General features: G+C 67.2%; 4 protein-coding genes. 3 read left to right on the top strand and 1 reads right to left on the bottom strand.

Translation table 11 applies throughout. The features are described 5' to 3' along the window. Nucleotides 1–144: 144 nt before the first annotated feature. Nucleotides 145–1,230 (bottom strand): helix-turn-helix domain-containing protein, encoded by a 1,086-nt coding sequence (locus tag JHL16_RS17395; RefSeq protein WP_200186127.1) that lies wholly within the window; start codon nucleotides 1,228–1,230, stop codon nucleotides 145–147. A 195-nt stretch (nucleotides 1,231–1,425) separates the two neighbouring features. Here JHL16_RS17395 and JHL16_RS35280 point away from each other — a divergent pair, with 195 nt between their 5' ends. The 3 genes from JHL16_RS35280 to JHL16_RS35425 all read left to right on the top strand — a co-directional run. After that, complete coding sequence (locus JHL16_RS35280) at nucleotides 1,426–6,198, top strand: hypothetical protein (protein WP_200186126.1); 4,773 nt, start codon at nucleotides 1,426–1,428, stop codon at nucleotides 6,196–6,198. Nucleotides 6,199–6,370: 172 nt separating this feature from the next. Beyond that, on the top strand, nucleotides 6,371–12,577 hold the full coding sequence (locus JHL16_RS35275; protein ID WP_200186125.1) for a hypothetical protein: 6,207 nt from the start codon (nucleotides 6,371–6,373) through the stop codon (nucleotides 12,575–12,577). Between the two features lie 306 nt (nucleotides 12,578–12,883). Continuing rightward, nucleotides 12,884–15,988, top strand: a 3,105-nt coding sequence (locus JHL16_RS35425) for a hypothetical protein (RefSeq protein WP_200186124.1), incomplete at its 3' end; no start/stop codon positions are given.

The following is a 15,988-nucleotide window of genomic DNA, read 5'->3' as shown; positions in this document are numbered from 1 at the left end:
CCAGATTCAAGGTCTAAGGACGGGGAGCGGAAGGTATCTTCCGCTCCCTTTTGTTTGCGATTTCAGGATCGCGGCCACGCCTTCCTAGCGCGCAACCGTGCGCTGCCACTGGCTGACTTTTTGAGTCGATCGATGAGCCGGGTTTTATTCGGCCGCTGATAACGTTACTCCTGCATCAGAACCATGCAGCCAACGCTTCATGGTTCTGAAGGCTCCATCCCCTGAGAGCTCGGAATCGTCCAGCGCCGCACTCGTTGAAACGATGCGCAGCTCGGTCGGCGACACGCCATGGGTTTGGCGAAAGGCCCGGTTGAAAACCGAGATATTGGTGAAGCCGCATCGCGCCGCGATGGTGCTGATACGCTCGCCTGCATGTGTCGGGTCGACGACAATCCGATAGGCGCGCATCAACCGGCGCTGTTGGATATACTGGCTGACGCCGCCCAGCGGCTCGAACAGGCGATACAGCTTGGCGCGCGATACGCCCAGCCTGTTGCATAAGAACTCCGGCCCCAGAGCCGGGTCATGGAGGGTTGCGTCGATCATGCGCCGGCAGGTATCCAGGGAGGCGCTGACAGCCACTTGCGAGATCAGCTCGCGCCCGTCGACCGATGCCCCCGCCAAGGTCGCAACCAGGGCCGCTGTTCCGCGCGCCGCCGCATGCATATCCGGAACATCAAGCGCGGGAGCCTTAGTGTAGAGCATCCGCATATGGGCTGCCAGCATCTCGTTCAGCGGGCTTGCTCCTGGCAGAATCTTGCCGTGCAGGCTGTCGAGATTGGCCACATGCGGCGCAAGCAACGTTCTCGGCAGAATGAGCGTCATGCTCTTGTAGTCGGATGCCCGCAAGGCGCTGCAGCGGGTCATGTCGAGAAAGAAAATATCGCCAGGCCGAATCTCGGCAGCGCGCCCCTCGATATCGAGAGTGGATCCGCCCTCCGAATAGACAGTGAGACTGATGTGGTCGACGCTGCTGCGCGCAATCGTCTGTGCCGTGCGCCGCAACCTCTCTGCCGAAGAATAGCCATCGATGATGACCACATCCGCCAGGTTGTAGCCCGTCAGTCCGGCCTTGAAGGAAGAGCGAGCCGCTACGCTTTCGGCGTCCATCTCATAGATTGGGGAATAGCCCGACCGCCAAAGATCGAATTCGCGCGCATTGCCGGCGTTGACCGACAGACTCACCTTGTTCGGTGAAAGGCGGGTCTTTCGTGACGCTGGCGGTTCCATAAGGCGAGCGGCTCCCAAACGTGATGTGCGCCAAGGTGCCCAACACCCTCGGACTTTGCAAGGTGTCTCATTCTATTGACGTGGTGTCTCATTGCCCAGTCTGCGCCTTTCTGTGGGACTCGGCCTCGAATAGACCTGCTGATCGGTGCGACGCAGTGTCGTCTGAAAGCAATATTGGTTGGGGACGGGGGTTTCATGGGACGGTATCTGAGTCAGCAACGGCGGTCGCTCCTGGCTGCGCATGGTTTGGCGTATCGCGCCGGGCTGCTCTCCCACACTGCGCTGGCCACGACGATCATGCTGGGCAGCCTTGTCCTTGTGGGGCCCGCCGTCGCCGGCGATGTTACCGGCGGTGCCGGCAGCACTGGCGGCGGTGCTGCTTCGGCGCCCTTTCCGCCCGAATTGATCGGGGTGGAAGGAGCGGGCATCACGGTGAGCAAGGTGACAGGCCCCGCAAGCGGTGGTCCGGGTGGTCCAGGTGGTCCTGGGACGGGCACCGCTGCGGTCACGCCGGGTGAGAGCTCCAATGGCACCGGTGGAGCCGGTGGATTGCCTGGCTTCGGCGCGAGCGGCGATATCGGCGCGCTCGACATCATCCTGAACGAGGACGTCGACAATCCTCTCGGCATCACACTCACCACCGGTGCTGCGACCGGTGGTAACGGCGGGTCCGGCGGCGATGGCTTAGGCGGCCTGGCCGGCAATGGCGCTCTGGGAGCGAACGGCAATCCCGGCGGCACAGGCGGGGCCGGCGGCGCCTCCGTGGGAACCGGCGGGGCGGGCGGCGTTGCCGGTGAGGGCCAGGCCGGCGATATTGGTCCGGTGACGGTCGATGTGACCGGAAACATCGTCTCGACCACCACTCTCGCGTTGACAGCCGGCGCGGGGACGGGCGGCAATGGCAGCGCCGGCGGCGCTGGCACCGGCGGTGATGGGGGGACCGGCGGTGTAGGTGGCAATGGCGGGATATTCCGTCAGCCGGGTGGCCAGGGTGGCGCCGGCGGTGCCGCGAACGGCACCGGCGGTAAAGGTGGTGATAGCGCCAGCGGTAGCGGGGGAGCTGTCGGCAATGTCGAGGTGAGTGCGTCCGGTGATATTCGGAATACGGTTTCCCTCACCGTGACGTCGGGCAAAGGTCAAGGCGGAACAGGCGGCACGGGTGGCGCCGGCCTCGGGGGCAATGGCGGTGATGCCGGCAAGGGCGGCAATGGCGGCTATGTCGGTCCTGGCGCCAGCGGCGGTCTGGCTGGCGAAGCGTCCGGCCAGGGCGGAATGGGCGGCCTTGGTGGTCAAGGTCTTGGTGGCGATATCGGGACGATCACCGTCTCGGCCGGCGGCAGCATCACCGGCACCACGACCATCGCGGCAACGGCCGGCAAGGGGATCGGCGGCGCCGGCGGTGCGGGCGGTAGCGGCATGGGCGGTACGGGGGGTGCCGGCGGCATTGGTGGTACGGGCGGCGGTGCCGGCGATGGTTTCAATAGAAGTAATATTTGGGCCGGCGGCGGCGGCACCGGCAGTACTGGCGGTTCTGCCGATGGCGTTGGTGGCGATGGTAACAAGGGCGGCGATGCCACCGGTGGCGACATCGGCAAGGTCAGCATCTTTGCCGGCGGCGCCCTCACGGGCGATGTCGATATGGACCTTGTGGCCGGCGATGCGACAGCTGGCGCCGGCGGTACCGGCGGTGCGGGTGAAGGCGGCGAGGCCGGTTCAGGTGGCGCTGGCGGCGCTGCCGGCACCATGGGTAACGTCACCGGCTTTGCACATAACAATGGCGCCGGCGACGGCGGCAGCGGCGGCAGCGGCGGTGCGGCCAGTGGCTTTGGCGGCAATGGCGGCGACGGTGGAAATGCCGATGGCGGCAGCACCGGCGCCGTCACGCTCGACGTGCTCGGTACCCTCACCGGTGCCATCAATATCGTGGCGACGGGGGGCTCGGCGACCGCCGGCAAAGGTGGCGATGGTGGCAACGGCACGGGCAAGATCGGCACGACAGGCGGTGCCGCCACTGGCGGCGGTTCTGCCGGCAATTTCGGCGACGGTGGTGATGCCACAGGCAATCGGGCCGGCAGTGGCGGTGCAGGGGGCGCCGGTTCCGCATCGGTCGGCAATGGCGGCAAGGGTGGCAATGGCGGTGACGCCACCGGTGGCAACGCCGGTGCGGTCACCATCGACCGTACGGGCAATACGAACGGAATCCTCACCGTCACATCGACCGGCGGCAATGCCAAAGCTGGCGATGGTGGGGCCGGTGGGAGCGGCGAGACTGGCCGGGCCGGCAATGGCGGCGCCGGTGGCGCCGGCGGTAACTTCGGAACTCTCGATGGTGCCGACGATGTCAACAATCTCGCCGGCAATGGCGGCATGGGTGGTGCCGGCGGCGGTGGCGCCAATGCGGCGGGCGGCTCAGGTGGCAATGGCGGCAGCGCCACGGCCGGTGACGTCGACGTCGCGATCTCCAATGGTGGCATCTTCACCTCGACAGGGGCTGCGATCACGATCAATGCGTTTGGCGGCAATGCTGAGGGCGGCAATGGCGGCAAAGGCGCTGGCGCGACAGCGGGCGCCGGCGGCTCCGGTGGCGCGGGGGCAGCAGGTGGCACAGGCGGCAATGCTAATGGAATTGCCGGTATTGGCGGTGACGGCGGCGCAGGTGGCAATGCCACGGGTGGCGTAGGTGGCAATGGCGGTAATGCGACAGCCGGTTCGGCGAATGTCGAGGTCGGCAACAGTGGCGACATCACGTCGGCCGCGACAGCCATCACCATCATCGCCGCCGGCGGCAACGCACAGGGTGGCATGGGCGGCACCGGTGGCGATGCCACGGCGGGCGCTGGGGGCGCGGCCGGCTCCGGTGGCGCTGGCGGCGCCAACGGCAGTGCCGCTGGCGGCAATGGCGGCAATGGCGGCACGGCGGAAGGCGGCGATGCCACGGTCATTGTGACGAACGACGGCCGGATCTTCTCGACGGGCGGAAACGGCATCGACATCACGACGACGTCAGGCGCCGCCAATTTCGGAACAGGTGCTTATGGTGGTGGTGCGTCGGCGATCGCTACGCCCGATCCCGGCGATATGGGGCAGGATGGCTCCGTGGCCAGCAGCAACGGCGCGAGCGCGATCACGGTCGACAACACTAACCTGATCGATGTCAGTGGCATCGGCGTCAAGGCGACGGCCAATGGCGACAACGGCACCATAAAGGTCAACAATACCGGCGGCACGATCGAGGGCGGTCTGGGCGGCATCGTCGTCGGCACGCAGATCGACCCGGCGTTCATCGCCAACAGCGATATCGACATCGTCAATAGCGGGGTGATTTCGGCGGGCAACCGCATGGCCATCAACGCCAAGGGGGCGTCGGTCGAGATCCTCAATACGGGCGCGGTGCTCGGTTATATCGATCTGACGGCACAAGACGATACGTTCGACAACCAGGCGGGCGGCGTCTTCGCGGCGCGCAGCAACTCGAGCTTCGGCGCCGGCAACGACATCTACAACAATCTTGCCGGCAGCATGCTCGATGTCGCCGATGCCCCCGGTGTTGTCGAAGGCGCCGAGTTCAGCGGCCTCGAGCAGTTTCGCAATAACGGCCTGATCAGCATGCTCGATGGCGCGGCGGAGGAAAAATTCACGATGTCCGCCGATGCCGGCGATGTCGCCTATTCGAGCTCCGGCGGACGACTGCAGGTCGACGCGGTGCTGGGCGACGCGGCGAACGGCAAGTCCGATCTTCTGATCATCAATGGCAATGTGGTGGCGAGCCCCACCGGACCGACGACCGCGACGCAAGTCGCCGTCAATGTCGTCGGGATCTCCGGCGCCAATGCCGACGGGATCGCGGTGATCGACGTGACGGGCGACACGGCGGCAGGGGATTTCGTCCTCGAAGGCGGTCCGCTCAATGTCGGCCTCTTCGCCTGGGATCTGCGTCTCGATGACGGCGGCCATGTCTACGAGCTCTTCACCTCGGGCGCCGGCACGGCCGCTTATGAGTTCGCTGCCGGTCTCACCGCGACGCAGGACATCTGGTATCAGACGACCGGCACGCTCCTGCAGCGCCAGGCCGATCTCAGGCCGCTGATTGCGGGCACGCAGGTGACGCCGGTCGCCGATTACGCCGAACCAGTCGCACCGACGCCCGCCGGACAAGTGGGGCCGGGCTTCTGGCTCAAAGGTGTCGGCGCCTATCTCGAACGCGACCAGGGTGACGGCATCGACGTCACCGACCGCAAGCAGACCATCTATGGCGGCCTCGCCGGCTTCGACTTCGCGGCTCAAGGGAATGGCGATGCCTGGCTGTTCGGCCTGTTCGGTGGTTATCTCGCCTCCGATCTCAAATTCAAGGAGACCGACACCAAATGGACTTATGACGGCCCGTCGGTCGGCGCCTATGCGACCTATCTGAACGAGGCGCTTTATATCGACATGCTGGTCAAGGCGGATTTCCTCAGCATCAATATCGATCCTGATGCGATGGGCGCCGATGACGAGGATACGGACGGCATCAATCTCGGCGGCCTGATCGATGCCGGCTACAAGATCGGCGGCGAGGGCGTGTTCGTCGAGCCGCAAGCGGCGCTCGCGGTGGTGCATACCGAGATCGATGATGTCGACATGCTCGGCGGCACTATCGACTTCGACGAGGAGACGAGCGTGCGCGGCCGGCTGGGCCTGCGTCTCGGTTATGACCACACGGGCGCCGATCAGGTCGTGTATTCATCGGACGTGACGGCGAGCGTGTGGCAGGAGCTCAACGGCGGCAGCAACGACGTGTCGATCGGGTCTCCCGGCTTCCCGGCTTTCGGGGTGTCGGATGAGCCGGGCGAGACCGTCGGAGACGTGTCGCTGGGCTTCAGCGTGGCGGCGCCGGAAGGCTGGTCGGGGTTCCTGCGTGGCAACTATCAGTTCTCCGATGACCTCGAGGCGATCGCCGGCAGCGCCGGCGTCAGATATTCCTGGTGACGCAGCCGGAGACTGGTGTGACCCTCCCTGTCACAACTTTAGGTGATTTCGTGTCCTGTTGCGAAATTATCACAGGGGTCGATCAATCTCTGAATTACCCCTGGGAATCTCTGGCGTAGCTTTCCAGGGGCGGGATAAACCTTGGGTAAATATTCGCCTATGAGGGACAATCATGCCTGATCGCAGAGCTGCCGGGTTCGCAATTTCCCGTTCGGGATATCAGGGGCGGGCCAGGCTGCTCTCGCACACGGCACTGGCGACGACGGTGATGCTGAGCAGCCTTGTTCTGGCGGGACCGGCCTTTGCCGGCGATGTCACCGGCGGCGATGGTGTCAATGGCATCGGGGAGTTTTCATTGCCTTTCCCTCCCGAATTGATCGGGTCGGAAGGGGTGGGCATCACAGTGACCAAAGCCACCGATCCCGCAGCGGGTGATAATGCCGGTCCGGGCAATCCCGGCACCGGCACGGCTGCGGTCGTCCCGAGCGAAAGCTCCAATGGCACCGGCGGGGCCGGTGGCATTGGCGGCGCCGGCACGACTGGCGGCATCGGCGCGCTCGACATCCTTCTGAACGAAGATATCGACAACGCACTCGGCGTGACGCTCACCACGGGGGCGGCGACGGGCGGTAATGGCGGCGCCGGCGGCGCCGGCACTGGCGGCCTGGCCGGTACGGGCGCTGACGGCGATCCCGAAGTGGCGGGCGGCGACGGCGGCAGCTCCGTGGGGACGGGCGGCAAGGGCGGCACCGGCGCGAGTGCCACTGTCGGCACGATCCACGCCGTGACGGTCGATGTCACCGGCAACATCGTCTCCACCGTGACCATCGGGCTCACCGGCGGTGACGGGACGAGCGGCAATGGCGGTGCGGGCGGCGCTGGCAATGGCGGCACCGGTGGTGCCGGCGGCGCCGGCGGCATTGGTCAGAGCGGCGGATTTCCAGGTGGCGCTGGTGGAGATGCGAACGGCATCGGCGGCACCGGCGGCAACAGCGTCAGCGGTATCGGCGGCAGCATCGTTGACGTCGAGGTGAGTGCTACCGGGGATATCCGGAGTGAGGTTTCGATCACCGCAACATCCGGCGATGGCCAGGGCGGAAGCGGCGGCGCGGGCGGTGCAGGCTCCGGCGGCAGCGGCGGGAATGCCGGCAAGGGTGGCGATGGCGATGGTGGCTTTGCACCCGGCGCCAGCGGCGGCGAGGGCGGCCATGCATCGGGCCAGGGTGGAATTGGCGGCCAGGGCGGCCAGGGCATTGGCGGTGATATCGGTACGATCACGGTTGAGGTCGGCGGCGACATCACCGGCGCCACGTCCATCGTGGTGACGGCGGGCGGCGGCAATGGCGGCAATGGCGGCGCGGGCGGCAGCGCCACGGGCGGCGCCGGCGGCACGGGCGGCGCGGGCGGCAACGGCACGGGCACCATCGCCAGCGACTCGGGCGGCTTCGCGGGTAACGGTGGCATGGCCGATGCGATCGGCGGCCATGGCGGTGATGGCGCCGGCGGCACCGGCGGCACTATCGGTACGATCCTCGTCAGTGCGGCCGGCGACATCACGGGTGCGGTCGACATCACGGCCACAGCCGGCGCGGCGGTCGGCGGTGTCGGCGGCGCTGGTGGTAACGCCGAGGGCGGCACAGGCGGACAAGGCGGCCAGGGTGGCGCCGGCGGGACGATCAGCGGCGTTTTCGGCAGTGGAATCACCACGGGCGACGGCAGGCAAGGTGGCCAGGGCGGCTCGGCCCTAAGCACGGGCGGCGCCGGCGGCGCCGGTGGCGATGGCGCTGGCGGCTCTATCGGCCCGGTCACCGTTTCGGCGGATGGCGTGATTTCAGCGGGCGTCAAGATCGATCTGGGTGCCGGCGGCGGAACCGGCTCCGCCGGCGGCGCGGGCGGTGATGCGCTGGGCGGCACAGCGGGCGCCGGCGGCAAGGGCGGCAATGGTGGCGCCACGGGCGCCGTCAATGGTGACAGCTTTACCACCGCCGGCAGCGGCAACCGCGGCGGTGACGGCGGTGGCGTCGGCGGCGCCGGTGGGGCCGGCGGCATCGGCGGCATCGGCACGGGCGGCGGCATCGGCTCGATCACGGTCGAGGCGACCGACATCAGCGGCCTCGTCGAGATCGCGGCAACGGCCGGCGACGGGCTTGGCGGCGCCGGCGGCGCCGGTGGCCTCGGCAGTGGTCTCGGCGGCAGCGCCGGGATCGGCGGCGCCGGAGGCGCCGGGGGCAGCATCGGGACCATCACGAATGGCAGCAACAATGTCGGCGGCAATTCCGGCGCCGGCGGCGCCGGCGGCTCGAACTACGGCACAGGCGGTGACGGTGGCGCGGGCGCCGTTGGCGAGGGTGGCACGATCGGCGACATCGTGGTCGCGGCCGGCCTGGGCGGCATCGCAGACGGTGTCGCGATCGAGGTGACGGCAGGCAATGGCAGCGGCGGCGCCGGTGGCGCGGGCGGCGCCGGGACAGCCGGAACGGCCGGCGCCGGCGGTGTCGGCGGTGCCGGCGGCCCGGTTGGAGATCTGGGCGGCTCGGTCAGCAACAATTCCGGCAGCACCGGCGGCGAGGGCGGCGCCGGCGGCGATGCCCATGGCATAGGCGGCAATGGCGGCATCGGGGCTAACGGACAGGGCGGAGATATCGGTGCGATCACGGTTGCGGCAGGCCTTGGCGGTATCGCCGACGGTGTCACGATCGCGGCGACGGCGGGCTCGGCAACCGGTGGCGCCGGTGGTGCCGGCGGTGACGGAACCGGCGGCATAGCGGGCGCCGGTGCCAATGGCGGAAATGTCGGCGCCGGGGGCGGTTTCAGCCAGGTCGCCAATGGCGACGGCAATCGGGCCGGAGATGGTGGCATGGGCGGCGCGGGTGGCGCTGCCGGCGGTCGGGGCGGTTCGGGCGCCGCCGGTGGCGACGGCCGCGGCGGCGATGTCGGTCCGGTCAGCATCACATCGCAGGGCGGTCTGTCGGGTGGCGTTTCGCTGATGCTCATGGCGGGCGCGGCGCAAGGCGGCGCCGGCGGTGACGGCGGTGACGGGAGCGGCGGCACGGCAGGCGCGGGAGGCCTTGGCGGCAACGGCCGCTTCCTCGGCAGCATCGGGTCCGGCAGCGACAATCTCGCCGGGAACGCGGGCGAGGGCGGCGCCGGTGGCTTCGCCGATGCGTGGGGTGGTGACGGCGGTGCCGGCGGCGATGCCTTTGGCGGCAACACCGGCACGCTTACGCTCGATGTGCTCGGCACGCTCGACGGAATCATCGAAATCGGATCGATCGGCGGCTCGGCGAGCGCCGGCCGCGGCGGCGATGGCGGCCTGGGTACGGGCACGCTCGGCGGTGCGGGCGGCGCCGGCCGTTTCGGTGGAACTCTCGGCGATCCGGGCAGCGGCGGTTTTGCCGCCGGCAATCTGGCCGGCAATGGCGGCGCTGGAGGTTCCGGTTCTGCGTCGGTCGGCACTGGCGGCACTGGCGGCAGTGGCGGCAACGGCACGGGTGGCGATGCCGGGACGATCACCGTCGACCGCGCCGGCGATACGAATGGCAGCATCCTCATCAAATCGTCGGGCGGCGCGGGTGCCGGCGGCGCCGGAGGCACGGGCGGTGACGCGACGACCGCTCAGGCCGGTGCCGGCGGTACGGGTGGCCGCGGCGGCACAGCCCCTGGGGATGAAAGCGTCATCGGCAATTCCGGCGGCATTGGCGGTCTCGGGGGTGATGGCGGCGGTAACGCCGATGCAATGGGCGGCGCCGGCGGCAAGGGGGGCGACGCCACCGGCGGCGATGCCGATGTCTCGGTCTCCAACAGCGGTGTCTTCACCTCGACGGGTCAGGCCATCAGCATCAATACCCGTGGCGGTAATGCCGCCGGCGGCGCCGGCGGCAATGGCGGGGACGCGGCCGGGGCGACGGGCGGCGCCGGCGGCGCCGGTGGTGAGGGCGGTTTTCTGGACAGCACGCGAAATGTCGGCGGCGATGGCGGCCATGGCGGCGATGGCGGCCTCGCCACGGGCGGTGCGGGCGGTCATGGCGGTAACGCCATCGCCGGTTCGGCGACGGTCGATGTCAGCAATGAGGGCGACATACAGTCGGCCGGGACGGCGATCGTCGTCGTCGCCACTGGCGGCAATGCGACGGGTGGCGCGGGCGGCAGTGGTGGTATTGCCACGGCCGGCGCGGGTGGCGCCGGCGGCGCCGGCGGGACGGGCGGCAAAGGTGGTGACGGTGGCGATGGCGGCGATGGCGGCAGTGCCACCGGTGGCGCCGGCGGCAATGCCGGCACGGCGCAAGGCGGCAACGCCACGGTCACGGTGACCAATGACGGCCGTATTTTCTCGAGCGGCGGGAACGGCATCGACATCATGACGACGGCGGGCTCCGGCGCTGCCGGGACGCTTGGTGAGGGCGGCGGCGCCACGGCCGGCTCAAAGGGCGGCTTTGGCCCCCGCGGCACCGGAAGCTCGTTCGTGGGAGACAATGGCAGTGACGGTCAAGCGGGAACAGCCGCGCCCGGCGCGGACGGCCAGGATGGTTCAGAAGAGAGCAGCAACGGCGCCAGCTCGATCACGGTCACCAACACCAATCTGATCGATGTCGTCGGCATCGGCGTCAAGGCGATGGCCAATGGCGACAACAGCACGATCGCGATCAACAATACCGGCGGCACGATCACCGGCGCTTTGGGCGGCGTCGTCGTCGCCACGCAGATCAATCCGGGCTTTGTCGCCAACAGCGATATCGACATCGTCAATTCAGGATTGATCACGGCGGCCAATCTCGAGGCCATCAATGCCAAGGGCGCCTCGACCGAGATTCTCAATGCGGGCACGGTCCTCGGCCGCATCGATCTGACGGCGGAGGGCGACAGCTTCGACAACCAGGCGGGTGGCATCTTCGCGGCGCGCGGCAATTCCGACTTCGGCGTCGGCGCCGATATCTTCACCAACAGCGGCGTCGTCGCTTCGGCAGATGATCCGTTGGCGGACGAAAATGTCGGATTGCTGAGGCTCGAGGCCTTCAATAACCTCGGCCTGATCACCATGGCCGACGGCGAGGAAGGCGATACGCTGACCATGAGCGGCGCCACGCAATATGCGAGCACCGGCGGCAGTCTCGCGGTCGATGCGCTGCTGGGTGCGCCCGGCACCGGCAAGTCGGACAGGCTGATCATTGACGGCGCCACGGCCAGCACCAACGGTGTGACCCGGGTCTCGGTCAATGTCACCGGCGTGTCGGGCGCCAATAGCGACGGCATCGCCGTGGTCGAGATGACCAATGGCGGCGCCACGCATGACGGCGACTTCGTGCTCGACGGCGGGCCGCTGAATGTCGGCTTCTTCACCTGGGATTTGAGACGTGATGGCGCCACGCAGGAGCTGTTCACCTCAGGGGTCGGCACCGGTGCTTACGAGTTTGCCGCCGGCATCACCGGCGCGCAGGACATCTGGTATCAGACGACCGGCACGCTCTTGCAGCGCCAGGCCGATCTGAGGCCGCTGCTCACGGGCACGCAAGTGACGCCGGTCGCCGATTACAGCGAGCCGGTCGCGCCGACGCCAGCCGGACAAGTGGGGCCGGGCTTCTGGATCAAAGGTGTCGGTGCCTGGCTCGAGCGCGACCAGGGTAACGGCATCGACGTCACCGACCGCAAGCAGTCGATCTATGGCGGCCTCGCGGGCTTCGATTTCGCCACCGAAGGTCAGGGCGATGCCTGGCTGTTCGGCGTGTTCGGCGGCTATACGGGCTCGAAGCTCACATTCAACGAGACCGACACCGAATGGACCTATGACGGCCCGTCGCTCGGCGCCTATGCGACCTATCTGAACGACGCGCTTTATGTCGACATGCTGGTCAAGGCGGACTTCCTCAACATCAACATCGATCCCGATGCGCCGGGCGCCGACGACGAGGATACCGATGCCTTGAATATCGGCGGCCTGATCGATGCCGGCTACAAGATCGGCGGCGGCGAAGGCGTCTTCATCGAGCCGCAGGCGGCATTGGCGGTGGTGCATACCGAGATCGACGATGTCGACATCCTGGGCGGCACTGTCGATTTTGACGATGAGACGAGCGTCCGCGGTCGGCTGGGCTTGCGTCTCGGCTATGATCACACTGGCGCCAACCAGGTGGTCTATTCGTCGGATGTGACGGCGAGTGTCTGGCAGGAGTTCAACGGTGGCAGCAACGACGTCACGATCGCGACGCCCGGCTTCCCGGCTTTCGGCGTATCGGATGAACCGGGCGAGACGGTGGGCGATGTGTCGCTCGGCTTCAGCGTGGCCGCACCCGAAGGTTGGTCCGGCTTCCTGCGTGGCAATTACCAGTTCTCTGATGACCTGGAGGCGATCTCCGGCAATCTGGGTGTCAGATACAGTTGGTGACGTGCGTCGGCGTAGCGAATTTGCACCGGCGGTATAAGAAATCGTTGAGGAATTATTAAGGAATCAGCGGCTGCGTTCTTCCTCCAGTTGCAGAAAGGCAAAATACGCGGCAAATCTGTCACATTTTTACAACATTCTCCCAAAAATGGTTCTTTACCTCAAGGAATCACTAGCGGGGTTCCCCTGGCGCCATATAGTCTCTGCGTAATTTTGGTACCTTTACGTCGGGGGACACTCATGCTGCGTAAGAAATCCGCTGGATTCGGCCGTTTGAATTCGGCCGAAGCGGTCACGGCAAACAGGGGCGTGAGCCGCTCCGTGGCGCGGGGCCTGTTCTACTCTTCCATCCTCACCAGCTGCCTTGTCCTGGTCAATGGCGCGACGGTCAACAAGACCTATGCCGCCGCCTGCGTCGGGGGCGTCGACGGGGCCAACGGCACGGTGTGCTTCATCGGTGTGACCAACGACACCCTCACATATGTGGGCAGCAACGGCACCTATGCGAACGGCAATTTTTCGCTGACCCTGCAGAATCATGACGTCAACGGGACCTTCGACGGCATCACCTTCAACGGCGTCACCGGCGGCGATGGCTTCATCAATCTGACCGGCGACAGCGATGTCGACGGCAATGCCGGCCACGGCATCACGTCCTCGGCCGTCGACAGCAACACCGAGATCATCATCGAAGACTCGAGCTCGGTGACGGGCTCCGTCAGCGGCATCGTGGCCAACAGCGGCGGCGCGGCGGGCGGCAATATCAAGATCACCACCGAGGCGGGGACCCCGGTCGTCGGCGAATCGGGTAACGGCATCTTGGCCAATGCGAGTACGCTCGGCAATGTCGTCATCGATGCGCAGGGGGCGGTGACCGGCACTGGCGGCAACGGCATCGTAGCGGTTGCGGCGGGCGGCACGGTCGATGTCACCACGGGCGCGGCGGCGATCACCGGCACGAACGGCTCGGGCATCGATGCCACGGCCTCCGGCAACGTCACGGTCGGCAGCGGCGGCAATGTCACCGGCACCGTCGGCAACGGCATCAACGCCACCTCGACCGGCAATGGCAGCGTCGAAGTGACGACAAATGGCGCCGCCGGAACGCTGGTCAGCGGCGCGAATGGCGACGGCATCAATGCCGAAGCGCAAGCCACTGGCAATGTCGATGTCGAGGTGCATACCGCCGTGACCGGCAGTGTCAACGGCATCGATGCCAATGCGGTCGACGGCACGGTCGAGGTCACGACGGATGCGGCGGCGATCCTTGGCCAGGCCGGCCATGGTATCGACGCGACGGCTTCGGGCCTCGTCACTGTCGGCACGGGCGGCAATATCACCGGCACCGGTGGTTCAGGCATCAATGCAAGTTCGTCGGTCGGAAATGTCCTTGTGACGACGAACGGAGCCGCCGGCACGCTGGTGAGCGGCACGGGCGGCGCCGGCATCAACGCCTCCTCAGGCGGCGTCGGCGCCCTTGTCGATGTGGAAGTGCACACCGCCGTGACCGGCAGCACGATCGGTATCGACGCTCATTCGGATGACGGCACGGTCGAGGTCACCACGGATACGGCGGCGATCCTCGGTCAGGCCGGCCACGGCATCGACGCGACGGCCTCGGGCCTCGTCACGGTCAGCACGGGCGGCAATGTCACCGGCACTGGCGGCATCGGCATCAACGCGTTGTCCGGCAGCGGCAATGTCAATGTCACGACGAACGGCGCTGCCGGCACGCTGATCAGCGGCACGACCGGCGCCGGCATCTTTGCCGAGGCGACAACCGCCGGCAATGTCGATGTGGAAGTACATACGGCCGTTACCGGCAGCACGGTCGGCATTGATGCCAATGCGGTCCTGGGCACGGTCGAGGTCACCACGGATACAGCGGCGGTCCTTGGCCAGGCCGGCCACGGCATCGACGCGACGGCTTCGGGCCTCGTGACGGTCAGCACGGGCGGCAATGTCACCGGCACGGGCGGCATCGGCATCAACGCGGTGTCCGGCACCAACGGCAATGTCAATGTGACGACGAACGGCGCGGCGGGCACACTGATCAGCGGCACGGCCGGCGCCGGTATCTTCGCCAATGCGGACGGCACCGGCAATACCGACGTCGAGGTGCATACGGCGGTTACCGGCAGCACCAACGGCATCGACGCCAATGCGGACTCGGGCACCGTCGAGGTCACCACGGATACGGCGGCGGTCACCGGCAATGCCGGCGACGGCATCCAGGCGACGGCATCGGGCAATGTGACGGTTCTGACCGGCGGCAATGTCACCGGTACGGGGGGCAACGGCGTCAACGCCCAGAGTTCCGCCGGCGGCAATGTCGATGTCACGGTGTCCGGCCTTACCACCACCGAAGTTCGCGGCACGACCGGCGCCGGCATCAATGCCGGCGCGACCGGCGCCGGCACCGTAACTATCGACAATAATGTGAGAGCGCTGGGCGCCGTTGCGGGCGTCACGGCGACGAGCGGCGGCGGGGCTATCCAGATCACCAACGACCTCCTCATCGCCAATTCGTCGCTCACCGACTCGGGTCTGGCGATCCGGACGATGGGCGGACCCACGACGATCGACAACAACAACGTTCTTGGCGGACGCGTGGAAACCGGTGCCGAGGCCGACCACCTGATCAACGACTTCTTCTGGATCACGGAAGGCATCAGCGATTTCGCCCTTGGCGACGATGTCGTCGACAATAACAATGTTATCGTCGTTGGCGATGAAGCGGGCGTTGCCGAGACGACGACGTTCGCCAATCTCGAGAACCTGAACAACAATGGCCTCGCCGGCATCGACCTGCAAGATCAGGCCACGGGCGATGGCAGCAATATCTCCGACCGGCTCGAAACGAGCGGCAACTACAACGGTAATGGCGGCGGTCTTGCGATCGACGCCTTCCTGGGCGGTGCGGGATCGGTGGCCGATGTGCTCGATGTCGGCGGCAACGTGACCGGTGTGACCGAGATCTTCGTCCAAGACACCAATGCGGGGCCGGGCGGCTACAATCCCAACGGCATCCTGGTGGCGCATGCGGACGGCACCACCACCGCCGCTGATTTCGTGCTCGCCAATGGACCGATCGACAAAGGCCTGTTCTTCTACGACCTGCTGTTCGATGCGGCGAATGGCGATCATCTGCTCGTCGGCCTGCCCGATCGTGAGGTCTTCGAGACGCTGGCGGCGGTGTCGAGCAGCCAGGAGATCTGGCGTGAATCGGCCGATGCCTGGTCGACCCGCCAGGAGAATCTGCGCGACGTGCTGGCCACCCGCCAGGTGGTGACGGGCGTCGCCGACCCGGCCGTGGTCGAAGACGACCGGCCGATGGGCTCCCTGTGGGCGAGCGCGCTCGGCAGCTGGGCGGAGCGTGACAATGACGCGTCCTTCTCGATCCTGAACGGCAAT

Source organism: Taklimakanibacter albus, assembly GCF_016595235.1.
GTDB lineage: Bacteria > Pseudomonadota > Alphaproteobacteria > Rhizobiales > Aestuariivirgaceae > Taklimakanibacter > Taklimakanibacter albus.
Note: the sequence above shows the minus strand (reverse complement) of the source record. Positions and strands in the feature narration are given on the sequence as shown.

Bases quoted from the DNA above. Each gene is read 5' to 3' on its own strand.
- JHL16_RS17395 (WP_200186127.1), bottom strand. From the start codon at position 1,230: ATGGAACCGCCAGCGTCACGAAAGACCCGCCTTTCACCGAACAAGGTG.
- JHL16_RS35280 (WP_200186126.1), top strand. From the start codon at position 1,426: ATGGGACGGTATCTGAGTCAGCAACGGCGGTCGCTCCTGGCTGCGCAT.
- JHL16_RS35275 (WP_200186125.1), top strand. From the start codon at position 6,371: ATGCCTGATCGCAGAGCTGCCGGGTTCGCAATTTCCCGTTCGGGATAT.